16 protein-coding genes and 1 tRNA gene are annotated in these 20076 nt (G+C 65.6%); 8 read left to right on the forward strand and 9 right to left on the reverse strand.

The window, feature by feature from the left end; all coding sequences use genetic code 11:
• Nucleotides 1-51: 51 nt before the first annotated feature.
• The 7 genes from H0193_RS08660 to H0193_RS08690 all read left to right on the forward strand — a co-directional run bounded on the left by H0193_RS08660 (nucleotide 52) and on the right by H0193_RS08690 (nucleotide 8303).
• Nucleotides 52-1002 (forward strand): methylenetetrahydrofolate reductase, encoded by a 951-nt coding sequence (locus H0193_RS08660; protein ID WP_181889428.1) that lies wholly within the window; start codon nucleotides 52-54, stop codon nucleotides 1000-1002.
• The gene (gene metE / locus H0193_RS08665; RefSeq protein ID WP_181889429.1) at nucleotides 999-3257 is read left to right on the forward strand and encodes a 5-methyltetrahydropteroyltriglutamate--homocysteine S-methyltransferase; all 2259 of its coding nucleotides are present in this window, start codon (nucleotides 999-1001) and stop codon (nucleotides 3255-3257) included. The genes H0193_RS08660 and metE overlap by 4 nt, the downstream gene beginning before the upstream one ends.
• Before the next feature lie 240 nt (nucleotides 3258-3497).
• Nucleotides 3498-4463 carry a DUF559 domain-containing protein gene (locus tag H0193_RS08670; RefSeq protein WP_181889430.1) on the forward strand — a complete coding sequence of 322 codons (966 nt, stop codon included), beginning with the start codon at nucleotides 3498-3500 and terminating at the stop codon, nucleotides 4461-4463.
• 154 nt (nucleotides 4464-4617) lie between these two features.
• Nucleotides 4618-5139, forward strand: coding sequence for a peptidylprolyl isomerase (locus tag H0193_RS08675; protein WP_181889431.1), 522 nt, complete (start codon nucleotides 4618-4620; stop codon nucleotides 5137-5139).
• Between the two features lie 72 nt (nucleotides 5140-5211).
• On the forward strand, nucleotides 5212-5880 hold the full coding sequence (locus H0193_RS08680) for a rhomboid family intramembrane serine protease (protein WP_181889432.1): 669 nt from the start codon (nucleotides 5212-5214) through the stop codon (nucleotides 5878-5880).
• A gap of 577 nt (nucleotides 5881-6457) precedes the next feature.
• The gene (locus H0193_RS08685) at nucleotides 6458-6664 is read left to right on the forward strand and encodes a hypothetical protein (protein ID WP_181889433.1); all 207 of its coding nucleotides are present in this window, start codon (nucleotides 6458-6460) and stop codon (nucleotides 6662-6664) included.
• 73 nt (nucleotides 6665-6737) lie between these two features.
• The gene (locus tag H0193_RS08690; RefSeq protein WP_181889434.1) at nucleotides 6738-8303 is read left to right on the forward strand and encodes a catalase; all 1566 of its coding nucleotides are present in this window, start codon (nucleotides 6738-6740) and stop codon (nucleotides 8301-8303) included.
• Nucleotides 8304-8373: 70 nt separating this feature from the next.
• On the opposite strand, the gene H0193_RS08695 is transcribed toward H0193_RS08690, so the two are convergent.
• The 9 genes from H0193_RS08695 to H0193_RS08735 form a co-directional block, all read right to left on the reverse strand.
• On the reverse strand, nucleotides 8374-9783 hold the full coding sequence (locus H0193_RS08695; RefSeq protein ID WP_181889435.1) for a hypothetical protein: 1410 nt from the start codon (nucleotides 9781-9783) through the stop codon (nucleotides 8374-8376).
• A gap of 390 nt (nucleotides 9784-10173) precedes the next feature.
• Nucleotides 10174-10449, reverse strand: a complete 276-nt coding sequence (gene crgA / locus H0193_RS08700; protein ID WP_181889436.1) for a cell division protein CrgA — start codon at nucleotides 10447-10449, stop codon at nucleotides 10174-10176.
• Between the two features lie 48 nt (nucleotides 10450-10497).
• Nucleotides 10498-12594 (reverse strand): Stk1 family PASTA domain-containing Ser/Thr kinase, encoded by a 2097-nt coding sequence (gene pknB, locus H0193_RS08705; RefSeq protein WP_181889437.1) that lies wholly within the window; start codon nucleotides 12592-12594, stop codon nucleotides 10498-10500.
• Nucleotides 12595-14094 carry a serine/threonine-protein kinase gene (locus H0193_RS08710; protein WP_181889438.1) on the reverse strand — a complete coding sequence of 500 codons (1500 nt, stop codon included), beginning with the start codon at nucleotides 14092-14094 and terminating at the stop codon, nucleotides 12595-12597. It abuts the gene before it with no gap.
• The gene (locus H0193_RS08715) at nucleotides 14095-15549 is read right to left on the reverse strand and encodes a penicillin-binding transpeptidase domain-containing protein (protein WP_181889439.1); all 1455 of its coding nucleotides are present in this window, start codon (nucleotides 15547-15549) and stop codon (nucleotides 14095-14097) included.
• A complete protein-coding gene (locus H0193_RS08720; protein WP_181889440.1) occupies nucleotides 15546-16898 on the reverse strand; it encodes an FtsW/RodA/SpoVE family cell cycle protein in 1353 nt (450 codons plus the stop codon). The genes H0193_RS08715 and H0193_RS08720 overlap by 4 nt, the downstream gene beginning before the upstream one ends.
• Entirely contained in the window at nucleotides 16895-18250 is a 1356-nt protein-coding gene (locus tag H0193_RS08725) for a protein phosphatase 2C domain-containing protein (protein WP_181889441.1), read from the reverse strand. The genes H0193_RS08720 and H0193_RS08725 overlap by 4 nt, the downstream gene beginning before the upstream one ends.
• A complete protein-coding gene (locus H0193_RS08730; RefSeq protein WP_181889442.1) occupies nucleotides 18247-18696 on the reverse strand; it encodes an FHA domain-containing protein FhaB/FipA in 450 nt (149 codons plus the stop codon). The genes H0193_RS08725 and H0193_RS08730 overlap by 4 nt, the downstream gene beginning before the upstream one ends.
• Nucleotides 18697-18708: 12 nt before the next feature.
• On the reverse strand, nucleotides 18709-19602 hold the full coding sequence (locus tag H0193_RS08735) for a DUF3662 and FHA domain-containing protein (protein ID WP_181889443.1): 894 nt from the start codon (nucleotides 19600-19602) through the stop codon (nucleotides 18709-18711).
• A gap of 179 nt (nucleotides 19603-19781) precedes the next feature.
• On the opposite strand from H0193_RS08735, the gene H0193_RS08740 reads away from it, so the two are divergent.
• Nucleotides 19782-19865, forward strand: a tRNA-Leu gene (locus H0193_RS08740).
• The last annotated feature ends 211 nt before the right edge of the window (nucleotides 19866-20076 follow it).

A 20076-nucleotide genomic window follows, 5' to 3' on the forward strand; every position in this document is an offset into this window, starting at 1 on the left:
TTTAACCACGGTGCAACGAAACACATCAATCCAGCCGAGAAAGGTCCTGCCATGTTCGAAGCCTCTCCTTCGACCAGGCTTTCCGCCTCGGCACCGCTGGACCGCGAGGGCGCGCCGCTGATCCGCCGCCCCCGCCCGAAACGCCAGCGCACCGCCTTAAGCTTCGAGATCATCCCGCCGCGCCCCACGGACGACGCGGAGAAGATCGAGCAGCTCATCGCGGGCCTGGCCGAGTACAAGCCGGACTACGTCTCCGTGACCAGCTCGCGCCGCAGCGAGTGGCTGGAGGGCACCGCCGCTGTGATCTCCCGCATCGCGGAGACCACCGACCTGCGTCCCATCGCGCATCTCGCCTGCACTGCGGGCACGCGCGATGAGATGGCGGAGTGGGTGCGGGTGCTTATCGACGCCGGCGTCCGCGGGTTCCTCGCCCTGCGCGGGGACCTGCCGGAAACCGGCCTGCCGGCAGACCACCTCCAGCACGCCACGGATCTGCTCAACCTGATCCAGGACGTGCAGGAGGAAGAGGCGTTCCGCCTCGCCGCCGGCAAGCTCGCGCTTTCCGTGGCCTGCTACCCCAAGGGCCACGCGGAGTCGCGCAACTTCGACCACGACCTGGACGTGCTGCTAGCCAAGCAGCGCCTGGGCGCGGATTTCGCCATCACCCAGCTGTTCTTCGAGGCCCAGGATTTCCTGGAGTTCGTCGAGGTGGCGCGGCTGGCGGGTGTGCGTATCCCGCTCATCCCTGGCATCATGCCGATGACCTCGCTGAAAAGGGTCCGACGCATGGGGGAATTGTCGGGGCTGGAGGTGCCGGTAGGCGTCGAGAAGCAATTGCTCGAAGCTGACGACGAGTACGAGGCCGGCATGCAGCTCACCGCCAACCTGGCGCGCGAGATTTTGGATGCCGGCGCGGGCGGGCTCCACGTGTACACGCACAACAACCTGGACGTCACGCGGGACTTTCTGGACCGCATCGGAATAGATAAAGGACAACAATGACCACCTTCCCCAAGGCCACCATCGAGGGCTACCCCCGCATCGGCGCGAACCGCGAGCTCAAGCGCGCGCTGGAGAGCTACTGGGCGGGCCGCATCGACGCTGAGACGTTCCGCTCCACCGCACGCGCCCTGCGCGTGAACAACTACAACCACCTGCGCGACCTCGGCCTGACCGAGGATTACGCCATCCCGGCGGACGTCGCGCTCTACGACCAGGTGCTCGACACCGCTCTGACCGTGGGCCTCGTGCCGGGCGGCGTTGACCTGGACGAGGAGTTCGCGCTCGCCCGCGGCAACGACACCCGCGTGCCGCTGGAGATGACCAAGTGGTTCGACACGAACTACCACTACCTCGTGCCGGAGATCGAGGCTGGCCAGGAGATCAAGGCGGTGCCGGAGCGCATCCTGCGCATCGTGGAGGAGGCCGCCGAGGCCGGCCACAAGGTCCGCCCGTTCCTGGTCGGCCCGGTCACGCTGATCGCGCTGTCCAAGCCGGCGGAGTGGTCGCTGCTGCCGTCGCTGGTTGAGGCGTACGCCGAGGTCTTCGCTGCGCTGAAGGAAGCCGGCGTGGAGTGGGTCCAGATCGCCGAGCCCGCCGTGGTGGCCGACCTGTCCACCCCGGACGCGGAGATCGCGCAGCACCTGCGTTCCGCTTGGTCTGCTTTGCTGGGCCGCGAGACCCGCCCGAACGTGTACCTGACCACCCCGTACGGTTCCGCCCGCGAGGCCCTGCCGGTCCTGGGCGAGCTGGGCGTGGAGGCGCTGCACGTGGACCTGTCCCCGTGGACGCTTGAGGCCGACGCCGGCTACCCGGAGCGCGTGCGCGCCGCCGTGCCTGACTCCACCCACCTGGTGGCAGGACTTATCGACGGCCGCAACGTCTGGACCGCCAACCTGCGCGAGCGCACCGACGTGCTCAACTCCCTCGGCCGCGGCGCCGACGCCGTGTCCGTGTCCACCTCCACCTCCCTGCAGCACGTGCCGCACACCCTGAAGGCCGAGCGCAACATCCCGGTCGAGGTCGCCCCGTGGCTGGCGTTCGCCGACGAGAAGCTCGCCGAGATCCAGGCGCTTGTCGCAGGTGAGGAGGGCGCCAAGGAGGCGTTCGCGCAGTCTGACCGCGCCGTGCGCACCCGCGCCGAGTCCACCACCATCCACAACAAGGCCGTCGTGGACCGTGTGGCGGCCCTGCCGGAGGGCGCCGTCAAGCGCGAGCCGGCGTTCAAGGAGCGCAACAAGGTCCAGCGCGAGGAGCTCGGCCTGCCGACGCTGCCGATCACCACAATCGGCTCCTTCCCGCAGACCACCGAGATCCGCAAGGCCCGCGCGGACCACCGCGAGGGCACCCTCTCCGACGCCGAGTACAACGAGGCGCTGAAGGCCGAGATCAAGCAGGTCATCGAGCTGCAGGAGGAGATTGGCCTGGACGTCCTCGTCCACGGCGAGGCGGAGCGCAACGACATGGTGCAGTACTTCGCCGAGCTTCTCGACGGCTTCGTGGTCACCGAAAACGGCTGGGTCCAGTCGTACGGCTCCCGCTGCACCCGTCCGCCGATCGTGGTCGGCGACGTCTCCCGCCCGGAGGCCATGTCTGTGGAGTGGTCGGCCTACGCCCAGTCGCTTTCCGACAAGCCGGTCAAGGGCATGCTCACCGGCCCGGTGACCATCCTGGCCTGGTCGTTTAAGCGCGACGACGTGCCGCTTTCCGTCTCCGCGGACCAGATCGGCGTCGCCCTCGCCGACGAAGTCGCGGACCTGGAGAAGGCCGGCATCAAGGTCATCCAGATCGACGAGCCGGCCCTGCGCGAGCTGCTCCCGCTGCGCCAGGACGACCGCGCCGCCTACCTGGAGTGGGCCCAGCGCGCGTTCCGCCTGGTCTCCTTGGAGGCGCAGCCTTCGACGCAGATCCACACGCACCTGTGCTACTCCGAGTTCGGCCAGATCATCGACGCCGTCGCAGGCCTCGACGCTGACGTCACCTCCATCGAGGCAGCCCGTTCCAAGATGGAGCTGCTCGAGGACATCGACGAGACCTTCCACTCCGAGATCGGCCCCGGCGTGTGGGACATCCACTCCCCGCGCGTGCCTTCGGCCGAGGAGATCGCCGGCCTGCTGCGCGCCGCTCTGAACCACGTGCCCACCGAGCGCCTCTGGGTCAACCCGGACTGCGGCCTGAAGACCCGCGGCTACAAGGAGGTCGAACCCTCCCTGCGCAACCTGGTCGCCGCGCGCGACGAGGTCGTCGAAGGGCTCTAGGCTCGGCTCTAGCGCGCCGGGCGGGGCGGAGCTGACGTCGTAAAGCAGTAGGCCCCGCCGCGCCCGCCCCCCCGCCCTGCTCGCCCCTGCCTTTGCCCCGCGAAAGTCGAGTACGGGAGGTCGAGTACGCCCTCTATTTGGGCCGGACTCGACCTCCCGTACTCGACTTTTGGCGGGGCCCTTTCGTTCTCGCCAGTAGCCATGTACTCTGAGCGAAACAAACAAACATCGGGGGGAAATATGGACAGGAGAAAGCTAGCGCAGCTGCTGGTCAGACCGGGGGAGTCGGACCGTCAAACGTGCATCAAGTTATCCGCGAACAAATTCATCGCCCAGGCAGAATGGTCGCGGCTGAAGCACCACGAGCGGGAGTTTCTCAGCAGCTATGCCGTCGGCGCCGCGAGCCGGAAAGCGGTGCTGGTGGGGCGCTCCGCCGCAGTCGTGCACGGCCTGTGGACGCTGCCCGCCCCAAACGCGCCCGTCCTGCTGGCCATCCCAGGACAAAAACCGCCCGCCAGGGCAAGCTGGCCGGAAGGGGTCGAGTACCGCAGCCTGCGCATCCCCGAAGAGGATGTGGTGGCCATCGAGTGCGCGACGCCTGGCGACGTCCTCCGGTTAACCAGCCCCGTCCGCACAGCCGTCGACGTCGCGCGCCTGCACGGGGTGAGGGCAGGAGCCGTCGCGATGGATTCCCTGTTTGTGGGCAAGCCACCGCTGGAGCAGGAACGCATCCAGGCCGAACTCCACGCGACGATCAAGCGTCTGGCCGGCAAGAAGGGGATCGGGCGGGCACGGCAGGCGTTGCGCTGGTCGTCCACCAAGTCCGAATCGCCGTACGAGTCCCTCCTGCGCGTGATCCTGCGGGAACGCGACATCATCGTCCGCGAGCAGATGTGGATTGGCCGTTACGTGCGCCCGGACCTGCTGTGGGGGCAGGTGGCGATCGAGATCGACGGGCTGGTCAAGACGGCGAAGAAAGACGAGGAGTTGGCGAAGAAGGTGTCGCGGGACCAGCTCCTGCGTGAAAACTGGTTGCGGAAGCAGATCTACGAGGTCGCCCGCTTCGAGCCGTCGGAGATTCTCCGGGACGAGGAGGCCTGCGTCCGGGAGATCCTGGAGCTCAAGGCCCGCTCCGGTCTCCTCGGCGAGCCGAAAGTACCGGCCACGGTGTTCAGACCGGTGCACGGGGAACACTGGCGGAGGTAGGGGCGCTATACGCCGCCGAAAGTCGAGCGGCGGAGGTCGAGTACGGCACCGAAACCGGGCGTACTCGACCTCCCGGACTCGACCTTTAGGGCCGTGAGCCCAACCCCGCACCCGCCCGCACCCCGCGCGCCGGAACCCGCGTACCCTAGAGCGCATGACTCAGAAGACTCAGACCATGACTCTGCACACGAATCACGGCGACATCGTGATCGACCTGTTCGGCAACCACGCGCCGAAGACGGTCGAGACGATTACGGGCCTGGCACAGGGCACCACCGATTACTCCGCCAAGAACGTCAAGGGCACCACCGAGGGCCCGTTCTACGACGGCGCGATTTTCCACCGCATCATCCCGGGGTTCATGATCCAGGGCGGCGACCCGACCGGCACCGGCACCGGCGGCCCGGGCTTCCAGTTCGCCGACGAGTTCCACCCGGAGCTGCAGTTCGACCGCCCGTACCTGCTGGCCATGGCTAACGCCGGCCCGGGCACGAACGGTTCCCAGTTCTTCATCACCGTCGACGCGACCCCGTGGCTGAACAACCGCCACACCATCTTCGGCGAGGTCACCGACGAGGCGTCGAAGAAGGTCGTCGACGAGATCGCGAACGTGAAGACCGGCCGCATGGACCGCCCGGTCGAGGACGTCGTGATCGAGTCCATCGACATCGCGTAAGCCAAACAAGCCAAAGCGCCACACGCGCCGCGCCCCCGCCACCGTGCGGGGGCTTTTTCGTACCCTGATCCCATGCCCACTCTCCGCAACCTGCCCCGCACCGCCCCCGCCACCACGGCGATTACGGCGATCTGCACGCTCGTCTTCCTGGTCGCCGCGCTCCAGGCCCGTTCGGTCACGGACGTGGTGTGGGATTCGCCGGTGGGCACCCACACCATCCTGTACGGCCCCGAGGTCTACGGCGCGGGCTACCTCCGCGCGCTCACGGCCGGCTTCATGCACTTGGACATCACGCACCTCTTCCTCAACATGTTCATGCTGGTCCTGGTGGGTGCGGAGGTGGAGCGCTTCCTTGGCTCTGGCCCGTTTGTGGTGGCGTGGGTCGCGGGGGTCCTTTGGGCGTCGGCAAGTGTGCTCGCATTTAGCTTCACGACGCCCACCGCCGGCGCTTCCGGCGCCCTCTACATGCTGATGGCGCTTCTGATCGCCATTGCTTTTCGACGTTCCACGGACCTGCGCGCGCCACTCGCCCTGGTGGCTGTGAACGTGGCGTACACGCTGCTCAGCCCGGGTGTGTCGCTGTGGGGGCACCTCGGCGGCCTGGCGGCGGGGGCGGTGATGGCGTGGCCGTTGACCTCGGAAAACGTGCGCACCCGCTGGATCACAGCGGGGGTCGCGGCCGCGGCGGCGTGCGTGGCCATCTGGGCGCTGACGATTCCGTCGACGGTGCCGGTGTACTAGGGACGGCGCTCAAAGGGGAGGGCTAGATCTGCCAGACGGTGCGGGGTAGTCTTTCTCTCGCAGAGCCGCGGAGGATCGTGGGCGTCTAGCCTCCCTCTCGGACGATTGATTGAGACCCTAGCCAGCGAAAGCCCGGCTAGGGTCTTCTTTTTGGGTTTACACGCGGGCTGAGTGATCAAGCTCTACCAGATCGCCGCCGCAAACCGAGAATTTACAGTCCGAAAGGAAGGCGGAAATTCCCGAACCATATATTTTCCTGAAACGCCGAGGTCAAGCCCCAGAAATCGCCGATTCCAGACACACTTTTTGACCTTTAACCAGACCTTTCAAGTTATCCACAGCGGTTGTCCACAGTGTGGATAACTACACGCGTGTAACTCGTCGAACGACACGTCGAACAGCGAAAATGACACGCCGAAGGAACGTGGCGTTTTCGAAAGCAAACCAGCACATTCCACTGCCCTGTGGAGTTGTGCACAGAGTTATCCACAGGTGTGGATAGATATCGTTCGAACAACGGCGAGTTGGTGTCTGAGCCGTTGGCTAGGGTCGAGTGAGTGAAAGGAAGGTGAGTCTGATGAAGCTTCAGGTGCGCCGCTTTACCAATACGGAGCTGCGAGAGCGTCGACGCAGCTTGCGTGCACAGTTGGCGGAATCCTTGGGAATGGAGGAGCCAACTGATGATGCGTTGAAAGAGCTGGCCTGGTCCGGTGGTTTCACCTATGACCAGCGGGACGTTTACGACGAATTGCGCAGGGTGGAGTCACTTCTCGGGGAGCGGTAGTCGTGGAAACTCGCGCGCTCGTGAAAATGCCTAGGGTGGGGACGTACGCAACCAACGATCCAAGGAGTGAGCAATGGCTGATCAGAGCAAGGCGGATGAGATCGTCTCCAGGGGCGAGCGCCCCGCGGGCAAGGGCCGCACCACTGAGCTGGGCGGGCAGCCGGTCGCCTCGGAGCACATTTCGGTCACTCAGGGGCGTCAGGGAGCGAATGTGCTTAACGACGTCCACATGATGGAGAAGCTCGCCCACTTCAACAGGGAGAACGTGCCCGAGCGCATCCCGCACGCGAAGGGCCACGGCGCGTTCGGCGAGCTGCACATCACGGAGGACGTGTCCAAGTACACGAAGGCGAAGCTGTTCCAGCCGGGCACCGTCACCCCGATGGCGGCGCGTTTTTCCACCGTGGCGGGCGAGGCTGGTTCCCCGGATACGTGGCGCGACGTGCACGGTTTCGCGCTGCGTTTTTACACGGAGGACGGCAACTACGACATCGTGGGCAACAACACCCCGACGTTCTTCCTGCGCGACGGCATTAAGTTCCCGGATTTCATCCACTCCCAGAAGCGCCAGCCTAACTCGGGCCTGCGCGATGACGAGATGCAGTGGGATTTCTGGACGCGCACGCCGGAGTCCGCGCACCAGGTGACCTACCTGATGGGCGACCGTGGCACCCCGAAGACGTCGCGCCACCAGGACGGTTTCGGCTCCCACACGTTCCAGTGGATCAACGAGGAGGGCACTCCGGTGTGGGTGAAGTACCACTTCAAGACCCGCCAGGGCTGGGAGTGCTTCACCGATGAGGAGGCCACCGAGAAGGCCGGCACCGACCCGGACTTCCAGCGCGCGGATCTGTTCAACGCCATCGCGGACGGCGACTACCCGATTTGGGACGTCAAGGTGCAGATCATGCCGTTCGAGGAGGCGAAGGATTACCGCTTCAACCCGTTCGACCTGACCAAGACGTGGTCGCAGAAGGATTACCCGCTGATCCCGGTGGGCTACTTCGTGCTCAACCGCAACCCGAAGAACTACCACGCGCAGATTGAGCAGCTCGCGCTCGATCCGGCCAATCTGGTGCCGGGTGTGGGCCTGTCGCCGGACCGCATGCTGCAGGCCCGCGTGTTCGCGTACTCGGACCAGCAGCGCCACCGCATCGGTGCGAACTACAAGGATCTGCCGGTCAACCGCCCGCTCAACGACGTGAACACCTACTCCGAGCGTGGCAACATGGCCTACTTCTTCAACGAGGAGAACGAGCCGAACTACGTGCCCAACCGCACCGAGAAGGGCGCCGGCTACCTGGACAACAACGAGGATTCCTCCTCCAACTTCACCGACTACGGCCAGGCGGAGAACCTCTACGTCAACCCGGATCCGGAGGGCACCGACCTGGTGCGCGAGGCGTACGTCAAGCACGCCGAGGACGACGATTTCGGCCAGGCTGGCACGCTCTACCGCGACGTGTTCGACGACGCGGAGAAGGAGCGTTTCGTCCACAACATCACCAACAAGATGATGGCGATTAAGCACAAGGACGTCGAGGAGCGCGTGTACGAGTACTGGGGCAAGGTCGACGCTGACCTGGAGACAAAGGTCCGCGAGTCTTTCGCCAAGAAGCGCGCTGAGCAGGACAACTAGTCCCCGCACATAAAAAAGCCCGTTGAGTCCGCAACAGACTCAACGGGCTTTCGCGCTATTCAGCAGTGTTTTAGAACACGCCGCGGATCTTCTTGCCGAAGTCGGAGACGGTCACGTCGCGGGAGTCCACGTCCTGGTCGTTGTAGAACGAGGTGTCCTCGGACAGACGGCCGGTCTGGGTGACCTTCATGTAGTTGTACAGGCGGCCTTCCTTGGTCTTGCCGTCGCCGAAGGAGAATGCGCCCAGCAGCATCTCGTCGCCGGCGAGGATCGGGTTGGACAGGGTGACCTCGAAGGTGCGGATGCCGCGGTCGAAGTCGTAGCCCAGGTCGCGGATGTGGGTGCCGTTGTACTGGGTGGTGGTGATCAGGCGGTCAACGCCCTCCGGGCCTGCCTCGGTGCCGACCTCGACGCGGAAGGTCAGGGCCGGGAATTCGCCCCAGTAGCGCTTCGCGCCGGTGTTCTTCACGCGCAGTGCGACGGAGCCAGCGGCGCCCGGCACCTTCCAGGAGGAGGTGGTGAAGTACGGCTGGAGGTCCAGGTCGCGCTGGGCATCTGCCTGCTTATCGACGACTTCGTTGACCTCGTCAGCAGCCTTTTCCTCGACCTCGGTGATGACCTCTGCGCCTTCGTTCGCGATGTCGTTGTTGGTCACGTCGGTGGCTTCGTCGTTGTCGACCACGGTGACGTCGTCAAGGTTTGCGCCCGTCTCGATCTTCTTGACGTCCTCGTTGTACGCCGGGTTGGGGTTCTCCACGGTGTCGGTGACCTGTGCGCCCTTGTTCGGCGCCCAGGAGCCGGCCGGGGTGGAGTAGTTCTTGACGCGGACCTCGTTCTTGATCGGCATGTTGGCGATCCACGCGGTCGGGGTTGCCCAGGTGCCGTTCGGGCGGCAGCGCTGCTGGGTGCCGGTCATGGTGATGGTGCGGAAGCCGTAGGTTGCTTCGCCGGTGTTGCCGGCCGGCACGTCGTACGGGCCGATCTTCTGGCCGACGGACCAGGACAGGGAGCCGGATACGTCCCAGCCCAGGGACTTGGCCAGGGAGTAGCCGATGTTGCCCTGCAGGCCGTCCTTCGAGCCGGAGCCGCCGAGCGTCAGGGTCTCGGTCTTGGAGCCGTTGACGGAGGCAGAGATGGTCTGGGTGCGGGACAGGTCCTGGGACAGCGGGATGGAGCTGTCGGACAGGTTGGTGGTGGAGATGGTGCCCACCGGCAGGAAGTTGTCCTTCACCTTGTACACGATGGTGCGGTAGTCCTCGGTGGAGTTGCACACCGGGCGCGGGTTGAGGATGTTCGCCTTCAGGTGGTCCGAGCCGCGGTAGGTGTGGATGATCGGCAGCGCGGAGTTGGTTGCCGGGGTCTCCGGGTAGGACTCTTCGAAGGTCTGGGCGGTGGCGGTGATACCGGAGCCTGCGATTGCGACAGCGGCGACGGCTGCGATCGCGGCCTTGGCGGCACCAGCGATGCGGAATGCGCGCATTGGCGTTCCTTTCGGGGAAACAATTGTGGGATTTTTCTAGGGGCGGGCTCTTCAGGCTGTCAGCGAGGAGCTCTCATATAACACCTAGTCACTTGCCAAGGAAGAGTCATAATATTGTTGAACAATCCACCCAATCCGGGGTCAAACTAAAGTAATTGACATGTCGCGAAAGCCAGCTCACCAGTATTAATACTGTTATTTGTGGGTAAAACCCCGGCGCAATCTATCGCGCTATTTAAATACAGTGATGTGTCGCATAAATCGGCTTCTCAGGTCCCTCTAGGAATGCGTTCAGCCTCGAACCCCCGCCAAAGCAAAAATCGGATTGCGGCAAATATTTGCCACAATCCGATTTCACACAACCCCCAACTCAAAACCCCCGAAGAAGAACTACCGCCAACCCATCGTCATCAGCAGACCAAGGATCATCCCAGAAAACCCGATGGCGTAGTTCCACGGCCCGAGCTGCCCGAGCCACGCAAGCTGGTCGCCAGCGAGGTAGTAGAGGATCAGCCAGGCCAGGCCGAAGATCATCAGCCCGAACATGATCACCTTGTACCAGACTGGGGTGCCGCCGGTGTTGACCTTCACCGGCGTGCGCGTGGTGCCGGCGGAGGTGCTGCTAGCTGGGCGGATGGGGTCTTTGGTTACTTTTGCTTTAGGCATGTGCGCTCCCTTGGTGTGTGCGGGCCAATGCGTCGTGCTTATCGACGTCTAAAGCCCGAGCCCGCGCTGCACATTCCGCAGCGCGTTGTTCGCGTTCTGGGGTTGAACTGTATCAGCCTGCGGCGCGGCCGCGTTATTCTGCGGGATGAGTTTGCCAGCGTCGAACTTCCACAGGTTGTAGCCGATGGCTTGGTCCTTGCGGATGGTTTCGCCGGCGGCGACTTCCTGGTGGCCGATCAGGCCGTCGTCCACAAGCGCGCCGGTGGGCACCGTCGGGCCGGGTACGAAGCGGCCGTTCCAGCCGGCGTCGCGGAGCGCCTTCTCGGCTTCCTCGGGGCTTTGGCGGGTGATTTCCGGCATGTTCATGAGCATGCCGTTGGACACGCGCAGCTCGATGGTGGTGCCGGATTCCACGTCGGTGTTTTCACCGGCGACGGCGAGCACCTGGCCCTCCGGTTTCTGCGAGTCCACGCTGGTGACGGTGGAGCGCAGCTGCAGGGAGGACAGGGTGGCGGTGGCCTGCTCGACGTTCAGCCCAACCAGGGACGGCACCTGCACCATCTCCGGCCCGGAGGAGACGGTGATGGCGATGCGCGAGCCCTTGGCAATCTGGGTGCCGCCGGCGGGCTGCTGGGACAGGATGATGCCTTCGTCGATGTTGGCGCTGGATTCGCGGCGCACGTTGGGGTTGAGCTCCAGCCCGGCCTTCTTCAGCTCTTCGATGGCTTCTTCGGCGGTCAGGTTGGTCACGTCCGGCACGTCGGTCATTTCCTTGCCGGAGGAGACGGTCAGGGTGATCTGGGTGCCGCGCTTGAGCTCGGAGCCGGCGGCGGGGTTGGTGGAGATCACGTTGCCGCGTTTGATGTCGGGGCTGGGTTCTTCCATGACGGAGACGGCGAAGCCGAGGTGTTCGAGTTCGCGGACGGCGTCGTTGCGCGGCATGTCCGCGAGTTCGGGCACGGGGACCATTTCCTCTTGGGTGATGGCCGGGTCGTTGTTGTCCTTGTTCACGGAGAAGTAGTCGTAGACGAACCAGCACACCGCGGCGGCGAGCAACAGGCCCAGCAGCGCGGAAAGCCACTTCAGCCAGTTGGAGGAGGTTTTTTCGTTGGCGGCGCGGTGGTCCGCGTAGCGCGTGTGCCCGGAGGAGGCGGCAGATGCTTCTCGACGCACCACAGGTTCGCGCACCACATCCCCAACCACGGCGGTGTGGTCCTGGGACGGCGGGTACTGCGCGTCGATGGCGTGGGAGCCGGCGTCTTCCTCCGCGGCGGCGAGGTGGTTGCGGGCGGCGGTGGTGACGTTGCCGCGCTCCAAAAGCGCGAGGTCCGCGCCCATTTCGTCGGCGGTCTGGTACCGGTCGGCGGGGTGTTTCGCCATCGCGGTGAGGATGACGGAGTCGACGTTGACGGCTTCGTTGTCCGACAGCGGCGCGTTGATGCGCTCGGACGGCGGCACCGGGTCTTCCTGGACGTGCTGGTAGGCCACGGCGAAGGGGGATTCGCCCTCGAAGGGCGGCACGCCGGTGACGGCTTCGTACATCACGCAGCCGAGCGCGTAGATGTCGCTGCGCGCGTCGGCGGCCTTGCCGCGGGCCTGCTCGGGGGAGAGGTACTGCGCGGTGCCGATGACGGCGGAGGTTTGTGTCATCGCGGAGGTGGAATCATCCAGCGCACGCGCGATGCCGAAGTCCATGACCTTCACGGCACCGGTGTTGGTGACCATGATGTTGGCGGGCTTGATGTCGCGGTGGATGATGCCTGCGTCGTGGCTGGCCTGCAGTGCCCGGGTGACCGGCAGCAGCAGCTTCGCGGCGCGCTCCGGGCTCAGGGGCCCTTCGTTGCGCACGATGTCGCGCAGGTTCATGCCGTGGACGAGCTCCATGACAATGTAGGGCACGTCCACGCCGGAGGTTTCCACGGAGCCGGTGTCGTAGACCGAGACGATGTTGGGGTGGTTCAGGCGCGCCGAGTTTTGCGCTTCGCGGCGGAAGCGTTCGCGGAAGTTTTCGTCGCGCGCCATGTCGATCTTCAGCATCTTCACGGCAACTTCGCGCCCGAGGGACACGTCGGTGGCGGCATACACGTCCGACATGCCGCCGGTGCCGATGATGTCGCCGAGTTCGTACCGGTCCGCGATGAGCATTTACCTGCCACCTCCGAGCAAGCTATCAAGGTTGGGCAATTCTACCGCAGGGGCCGGTGAGTTCGTGACCTCGGGCTGATTGCCTATCGACGGCTCACCTGCCGGCGCCCCACCCTGCTGCGTCGGAGTCGCCGCGGACGGCTGCTCCGGCGCGGAAGTTCCGGGGGCGGGCGGCTCGGCGGACGGCTCCGCCGGGGCCGGTGCGTTGTCGGCCTCGGACTCCTCGAAGCGCAGGGTGCCCGGGTTGCGCGGCTCCGTGATGGTGGTGCGCTCGCGCTCGGTGGTGGTCTCGGTGACCGGATCCTCCGTGTCTGCCTCTTCCTCCGGCGTCGGGGTGGTCGCGCTCATGGTGGGCCGCGGGGTGGTGGGGGTGCCGCCGCCGGTGAAGCGGTCGAACACGCCCTCGGTGTACGCCCAGGCGGCGCCGCCGGCCAGAAGCGCGAGCAGCAAGATCGCGGAGATGACCGGGCCTGCCTTAGACGACTTCTTGTCCGCTTCGTGTTCGCGCGGCGCTGGTGTCGCCGCGGACGGCGGGTAGGCGCCCTCGGGGCGGGAGGTGCGTTCCTCGGCGACGCTGGCCAGCATCTGGGTGGACGCGGTCGCGGACGGCTCGGTGGCCACGACCTGGGTGTGGCCGCCGGGCTGGGCGGGACGCAGGCCCTGGCGGACCTGGGAGATGGCCAGCTGGAACTCGTTGCCGTCGCGGAAGCGCTGGCCGGGGTCCTTGCGCAGGGCGATCTCGATGAGCTCGCGCGCCGGGGCCGAGACAGAAATGGGCAGCGCGGGCGGCTCGGCGGAGACGTGCGCCAGCGCCACGGAGACCGACGAGTCGCCGGTAAACGGGCGCTTGCCGGAGAGCAGCTCGTAGCCCACCACGCCGAGCGAGTAGACGTCGGACGCCGCGGTGACCTTCATACCCTGGGCCTGCTCGGGGGAGACGTACTGGGCGGTGCCCACCACCATGCCGGTGCGGGTCAGGGGCACGGCCGCGGCGGCTTTGGCGATGCCGAAGTCCGTGATCTTCACCTGCCCGTGCTGGGTGAGCATGAGGTTGCCCGGCTTGATGTCGCGGTGCACCAGCCCCATGCGGTGGATCACGGCCAGGCCGTGGGCGGCCTGCTCCAGGACGTCGAGAGCCAGCGCCTCATCCAGCTGGCCCTCGCGGGCGATGAGGTCCGCCAGCGACTCGCCGCGGATGTACTCCATGATGATGTAGCAGACGGTGAAGCCCGCGTCGGTGTCTGCTTCGCGGTAATCGTAGGTGGCCACAACGTTGTCGGAGTTGATGCCCTGGGCACTCAGCGCCTCGTTGCGGAAGCGGGCGAGGAACTCCGCGTTGGAGCTGAACTCGGGCCGCAGCACCTTGATGGCCACCTCGCGTTCGTTGGCCAAGTCGTCTGCCAGCCACACGGTGGACATGCCGCCGTGGCCGATGATCCACTGCAGCTGGTAGCCGTCGCCGACGAGCTGTTGCAGGTCCTCGCGGTTTTCGGTGTTCATCTACTGTGCTCCTTCCACGGGTGCGGGGGCGGCGGGTGCTGCGCGCAATACGGCGCGTCCGATTGGTCCGGCGACTTGGCCGCCGTAGGCTGCCTCGCCCATGTTGCCACCGTTTTTCACCACCACGGCAACGGCGACGTCCTTGGCCGGGTCGAAGGCGACGTACCACACGTGCGGGGCGGCGCCTTCGGCGTGCTCGGCCGTGCCGGTCTTGGAGGCGAATCCGTTGCCGTCGTAGCCGAAGGTCCACCGCTCGGACGCGAACATCAAGTCCGTGATCGTCGCGGCTTCCTCTTCCGTTACGGCCTCGTTGAGTTCCACCGGCTCGGTTTCGTGCAGGACCTTGCCGTCGGCGTTGCGCACTTGCCGCACCACGTGCGGTTCCATGCGCTTGCCCTTATTTGCGATGGTCGCAGACATCATCGCCGCCTGCAGCGCGGTCATGGTCACGTCGCGCTGACCGATGGTGGACTGCGCCAGCTCGGCGCCGCCGGGCAGATCGCCCAGCGAGCCGGCGGCATTCGGCAGGCCCAGGTTGTAGCGCTCGCCCACGCCGAAGCGGGCGGCGGCGTCGCGCAGCGCATCCGGGCCCATGGCGAGGCCCATCTGCACGAACGCGGTGTTGCAGGACAGGGCGAACGCGGTGCGCAGCGGCACCTGCCCGCCGCCGGCGCAGGGCTGGCCGCCGTCGTTGGTCAGCGGGATGTTGTCCGTGCCCGGCAGGATCGTCTGCGCCTCGCCGGTCAGCGGCGACTCCGGCGTGAAGCCGTTTCGCAGACCCGCGGCGGTGGTGATGATCTTGAAGATCGAGCCCGGCGGCAGCTGCTCCTGCGCCGCGTGGTTCAGCAGCGGGTTCGCCGGGTTGCCGGTGGCCTCGGCCCAGGCGCCCTCGGCGGTCGCTGGGTTGGCGATGCCGTTGGGGTCGTAGCTGGGGGTCGAGGCCATGGAGAGCACCTCGCCTGTCGACGGCCTCACGGCCACCACCGCACCATCAAAACCCGGCTTGGCCAGCTGGTCGTACGAGAAGGCCTGCAGGTTCGGGTCCAGCGTCAGGTCGACGGTGTCGCCCTTCTTGCCGTCCTCGAGCCCGGTGCGCAGGAAGCGCGAGGCGGTGCCGGAGTCGCCGGTGAGGTCGCCGTTGTGGGTGGCCTCCAGCTGGGAGGTGCCGAACTGGTCGGAGACAAACCCCACGATCGGCGCGAACGACCACGGCATGTTGGGGTAGGTGCGCTGGTAGAAGCCGGTCTCTTCGTCGCGGTGGCTCTGCGCCAGCACGGTCCCGCCCGTGACGATGTCGCCGCGATTGGTGCGCTTGAGGTCCATGAGGATGCGCGAGTTGTGCTGGTTCTGCGCGTACTCGTCTTCGCGCATTCCCTGCACCACGGTGAAGTTGACCAACAGCGCCGCGATCATCAGCAGCGCGACCACGGCGCCGTAGCGGATGGACTTGTTCATCGTGCACCCACCATCTCAGGGCGCGCGGTGCCCGCGGCGACGGCGTCGTAGTCCGCGGGGCGGTTCGCGCTGTTGGAGATGCGCAGCAGCAGGCCGAGCAGGATGTAGTTGGCCATCACGGACGAGCCGCCGGCGGACATGAACGGCGTGGTCAGGCCCGTCATGGGCATCATCGCGGACACGCCACCGGCGACCACGAAGATCTGGATCACGATCGTCAGCGCCAACCCGGATGCGAGCAGCTTGCCGTAGGAGTCGCGCGCCTGCATGGCGGTGCGGAACCCGCGGGTGATAAACACCGCGAACAGGCACAGCACCGCCGCGATGCCCACAAACCCCAGCTCCTCGCCGATGGCGGCGAGGATGTAGTCGGAGTGCGCCACGGGCACCAGCTCCGGGTGGCCGTAGCCCAAGCCGGTGCCGGTGATGCCGCCCCAGCTCAGGCCGATCAGCGCGTTGGCGGGCTGGTTGCCAATGCCGTCGAAGTCCGCGAACGGGTCGATGAAGTTGGACACGCGCTCCTGGATCTTGGAGCTGACCTGGTAGACGGCGTAGCCGCCGACGGCCACCAGGCCGACGCCGATGAACAGCCAGGAGGCGCGGCTGGTGGCGAAGTAGACCATGCCCAGCACGGTGGCGAACAGCAACAGCGCCGGGCCGAAGTCGTTGGAGATGCCCATGATCAAAATGGCGATGGCCCACACCATGAGGATCGGCGCGAGGTCGCGCAGGCGGGGGAAGGTCATGCCCAAGAAGCGCTTGCCGGCGACGGTGAACAGGGCGCGCTTCTGGGCCAGCAGCTGGGCGAAGAAGATCAACAGCAGGATCTTGGAAAACTCGCCGGGCTGGATGGAAAACGGCCCGAGCCACAGCCAGATGCGCGCTTCCTCATACCCCGGGGGCTGCGGCCACACCAGCGGCAGGGCCAACAGAATCAGGCCAACCAGGCCCAGCAGGTAGGAGTAGCGCGACAGGGACTTGTGGTCGCGGATGACAATGAGCGTGAGCACCATCAGCCCCACGCCGACTAAGGACCACAGCATCTGGCGCTCCGCCAGCGGCCCGTAGCCGGGGCGTTCTGCCAGGTCAAGGCGGTAGATCACCACCAGGCCCACGGCGTTGAGCAGCGCCACCACGGGCAGCATCACCTGGTCCGCGTGCGGTGCCAAGAACGCGATGGCTACGTGTGCGATGGCGTAGACGCCCATGAACCCGCCGATGATGTAGAGCATCTCGGTGGACAGGGTGCGCCCTTGGCTCGTCTCTAAGCCAAAGAGCATGAGGGCTAGCAGGCCTGTGGTGAACAGCAGGAGGAGCAGCTCGCGGCTGCGGGATACTAGGCGGCTCATCGCACCTCCCGGCACTTGCCCTCGTCGGCGCTCTTCTTGTCCGTGCAGGCCGGCAGCGCCTGGTCCGCCAACTCATTCAGCTTGGCTAATACGTCGTCGTAGGAGCCGGTGACGTCTTCGACCTCGCGCTTGTCCTTGGGCAGGTCGGAGGTGGTGAAGATGCTGCAATCGCCCGGCTTGCTGTCCTTGGAAATCACGCGCAGGTCGCCCTTGGTGTTCAGGCAGGCGCGCTGGATGTCCTCGGTTTTGGTGTCCGCGAACAGGTTGTCGCGTGTGGTGTGCTGCACCACAAACTCGCCGGAGTCCTGCACCTTCAGCGCGTACTCGTCGGTGGCGCGGGACTGCGACCACATCACGCCCGCCACCGCGAGCACCAGCAGGAGCACTAGCGTTGCGACGACCCAAGGCCACACCGACGACGGCTGCTTCTTCCCAGCGCCGCTAGTGTGGCCCTCCTCGTCGTCGGAAGCATCCGCGTCTTGAAGTTTTGCCCGGTTGTGGTCCGGGGTGATGGTCTCGGACTTGCGCAACAGCGCTGCGGCGCGGGAGGCGGCGGAGTCCGGGTGGGAGGACTCGTAGCCCGGGTCCAGCGCACCGGCCTTGACCGCGGCGCGGTTCTCGCGGGCGTTGTTCTCGGTGGCCTCAACGACCTCCGCCACCACCACGGTGACGTTGTCCGGCCCGCCGGAGCGCAGCGCCAGCTCGATCAGGCGGTTCGCCGCCATTTCCGGGGTGCCGTCGCCGAGCGCGAGCTGGATGGTCTGCTGGGTCACCGGGTCGCTCAACCCGTCGGAGCACAACAGCACGCGGTCGCCCGGCTGGACCTGGATCAGCTCCAGGTGCGGCTCCACGTCCCGGCCGGTGTACGCCTTCAAAATCAGGGACTTCTGCGGGTGCGAGGAGACGTCCTCGGGCGCGAGTTTGCCGTCGTTGACCAGCGACTGGACGAAGGTGTCGTCGACGGTGAGCTGCCGCAGTTCGCCGTCGTGAAGCAAATAGCCCCTGGAATCGCCCACGTGGATCAGGCCGAGCTCGCGGCCGTTGAACATCGTCGCGGTCAGGGTGGTGCCCATGCCGGCCTGCTCGGGGTGCTCGGCCACGGACGCCTCGATGGAGGCGTTGCCGTCCTCGGCCGCCGCGCCCAAAAGAGCGAGCATGTCCGCGTCCTCGGGGTCGCGGTCCAGGTGCTCGAGGTGCTCGACCATGAGCTGGCTGGCCACCTCGCCGGCGGCGTGGCCGCCCATGCCGTCCGCAAGCACCAGCAGGTGCGGGCCTGCGTAGGCGGAGTCCTCGTTGTTGCCGCGGACCAGGCCCCGGTCGGACACGGCCACGAAATCTAATGCGAGCTTCACGGCATCAGCCTCACAATCGTGCGTCCCATCTTCATGTCCGTGCCCACGGTCACCCGCTCAGGCTGATCAATGCGCACCCCGTTGACGAAGGTGCCGTTGCGCGAATCCAGGTCCTCCACGAACCAGTCGCTGCCCCTGCGGAACAGGCGCGCGTGGCGCGAGGAGGCGAAGTCGTCGCCCAGCTGGAAATCGTTGTCTCCCGCTCTGCCGACAGTCAAGTCTTCTAAGCTGGCAATTTCCATGTGGGAGCCTTGCAGCGGCCCCTCAACTACCGCAAGGGTGCGGGCTTTCTCCCTGGGGGCGGGGGCGGAGGCACTTGCTTGACGACGCACCGCGCCACCCGCCGACACCACATCCTTCCTCTGCGTCCACATCACCAGGAAAATGAACACCCAGAGCAAGGCCAGAAGGCCGAAGCGGGCGCTGAGGATCATGGTCGAGTCCATGGCAAACCCTTCTTACGGGCGGAAGTATTCGGTGCTGGGGTGCGCCACCGAGTCGGTGAACTCCGGCTGGTTGGCGCTGGCCTGCGGCTGGTCCTCGCCGCCGATGATGCGGACCTCAATGCTGGAATGCCCCAGCGTGATCACGTCGCCGTCTGCCAGCATCCAGTTTTCCACCGGCTCGTCGTTGACCGTCGTGCCGTTGGTGGACTGCAAATCCACCAGCACCGCCACCTGGCCGTCCCAGGTGATCTCCGCGTGCTGGCGGGAAACCCCGGTGTCCGGCAGGCGGAAGTCCGAATCGTTGGAGCGGCCCAGGATGTTGGAGCCCTCGTGGACCAGGTACGTGCGCGACGAGCCGTCCTGAAGCAGCAGGCTCACCGTGGTTGCCTCAGTGTTGGCAACAGCCTGGGGGTCCTGCGGCTGGTTGGCGTTAGGTTCGGACATTGCATCCTCCTTCAATTGCGAGCGCGAGGCCTTGCGCTTCTTCGGCTCCGCCACAATGGCGTCGAAGCCGCTGACCACATCCGGCATGGTGTCGATGTAGCTAGACACCCGGAGCTGGCCAGTGCGCAGACCCGACTCCTCCGCGATACGCACAACAACAGGGCCATCCAAAAACCATTGTTTGTTGCGCACGTAGCGCATGAGTTGATCGGCGAGGTCCACAGGAAGATCGCGGTTCTGCGACAGGTTCTCCAAGTCCTTCGAAGACACACCCACCGCGTACACGTTCGGGGCGACGTACTCGTCCTTATCCGTGACCACCAGCGAGTCCTGGGCTTCCTGCTTGACCAGCTCCTCAATTTCTTCAGGCACAACCTTGCCGCCGAACAGCGCCGCCATGGAATTGTCCAAGCCGCGCTGCAGAGAACTGTCCAGCTTTGCCAGCCTGTCCATCACTGCCATTTCCTGCGCACCTCCTTTCTTCACATCAGAATTTAAGTAACCCGGACAGTATAGGTGCCGCACCCGACACCACCTATCCGCGCAGCGTGTCGGCCCCGTTGCAGACGCGGGATAAAAGGCGGTGTGCGCTGGCGATTTGTAGTTTTTGTGAGCTGCGTTCTATATTAATCAAGTCGCCCGCCCGGGTGGCGGAATTGGCAGACGCGCTGGCTTCAGGTGCCAGTGTTCGCAAGAACGTGGGGGTTCAAGTCCCCCCCCGGGCACAAATAAGTCTCGAGACATCGTTCCTACGGTGTCTCGAGATTTTTCTTTTTCTGGTTCGGGCTGGGGCGATTTGTGGGGTTAAACGACAAAAAGTGTGTCTGGCTCGGCGTGTCGTGGGTGTTTAGAAGATCGGAATGGTAGCGGTGTGGTGAGTTTGTGGTAGCGCTTGAGTGGGGATCCGGTAGCGGTCCCTGCTCAGGCGTTTTGTGG

It is taken from the genome of Corynebacterium haematomassiliense, assembly GCF_013978595.1.
GTDB classification, from domain to species: Bacteria; Actinomycetota; Actinomycetes; order Mycobacteriales; family Mycobacteriaceae; genus Corynebacterium; species Corynebacterium lehmanniae.

Excerpts from the sequence above, each read along its gene's own strand:
- H0193_RS08690 (WP_181889434.1), top strand. The coding sequence starts at position 6,738 with ATGGCTGATCAGAGCAAGGCGGATGAGATCGTCTCCAGGGGCGAGCGC.
- crgA (WP_181889436.1), bottom strand. The coding sequence starts at position 10,449 with ATGCCTAAAGCAAAAGTAACCAAAGACCCCATCCGCCCAGCTAGCAGC.
- H0193_RS08715 (WP_181889439.1), bottom strand. The coding sequence starts at position 15,549 with ATGAACAAGTCCATCCGCTACGGCGCCGTGGTCGCGCTGCTGATGATC.
- H0193_RS08710 (WP_181889438.1), bottom strand. The coding sequence starts at position 14,094 with ATGAACACCGAAAACCGCGAGGACCTGCAACAGCTCGTCGGCGACGGC.
- H0193_RS08680 (WP_181889432.1), top strand. The coding sequence starts at position 5,212 with ATGCCCACTCTCCGCAACCTGCCCCGCACCGCCCCCGCCACCACGGCG.
- pknB (WP_181889437.1), bottom strand. The coding sequence starts at position 12,594 with ATGCTCATCGCGGACCGGTACGAACTCGGCGACATCATCGGCACCGGC.
- H0193_RS08675 (WP_181889431.1), top strand. The coding sequence starts at position 4,618 with ATGACTCAGAAGACTCAGACCATGACTCTGCACACGAATCACGGCGAC.
- metE (WP_181889429.1), top strand. The coding sequence starts at position 999 with ATGACCACCTTCCCCAAGGCCACCATCGAGGGCTACCCCCGCATCGGC.
- H0193_RS08660 (WP_181889428.1), top strand. The coding sequence starts at position 52 with ATGTTCGAAGCCTCTCCTTCGACCAGGCTTTCCGCCTCGGCACCGCTG.
- H0193_RS08685 (WP_181889433.1), top strand. The coding sequence starts at position 6,458 with ATGAAGCTTCAGGTGCGCCGCTTTACCAATACGGAGCTGCGAGAGCGT.
- H0193_RS08695 (WP_181889435.1), bottom strand. The coding sequence starts at position 9,783 with ATGCGCGCATTCCGCATCGCTGGTGCCGCCAAGGCCGCGATCGCAGCC.
- H0193_RS08730 (WP_181889442.1), bottom strand. The coding sequence starts at position 18,696 with ATGGACTCGACCATGATCCTCAGCGCCCGCTTCGGCCTTCTGGCCTTG.
- H0193_RS08735 (WP_181889443.1), bottom strand. The coding sequence starts at position 19,602 with ATGGCAGTGATGGACAGGCTGGCAAAGCTGGACAGTTCTCTGCAGCGC.
- H0193_RS08720 (WP_181889440.1), bottom strand. The coding sequence starts at position 16,898 with ATGAGCCGCCTAGTATCCCGCAGCCGCGAGCTGCTCCTCCTGCTGTTC.
- H0193_RS08670 (WP_181889430.1), top strand. The coding sequence starts at position 3,498 with ATGGACAGGAGAAAGCTAGCGCAGCTGCTGGTCAGACCGGGGGAGTCG.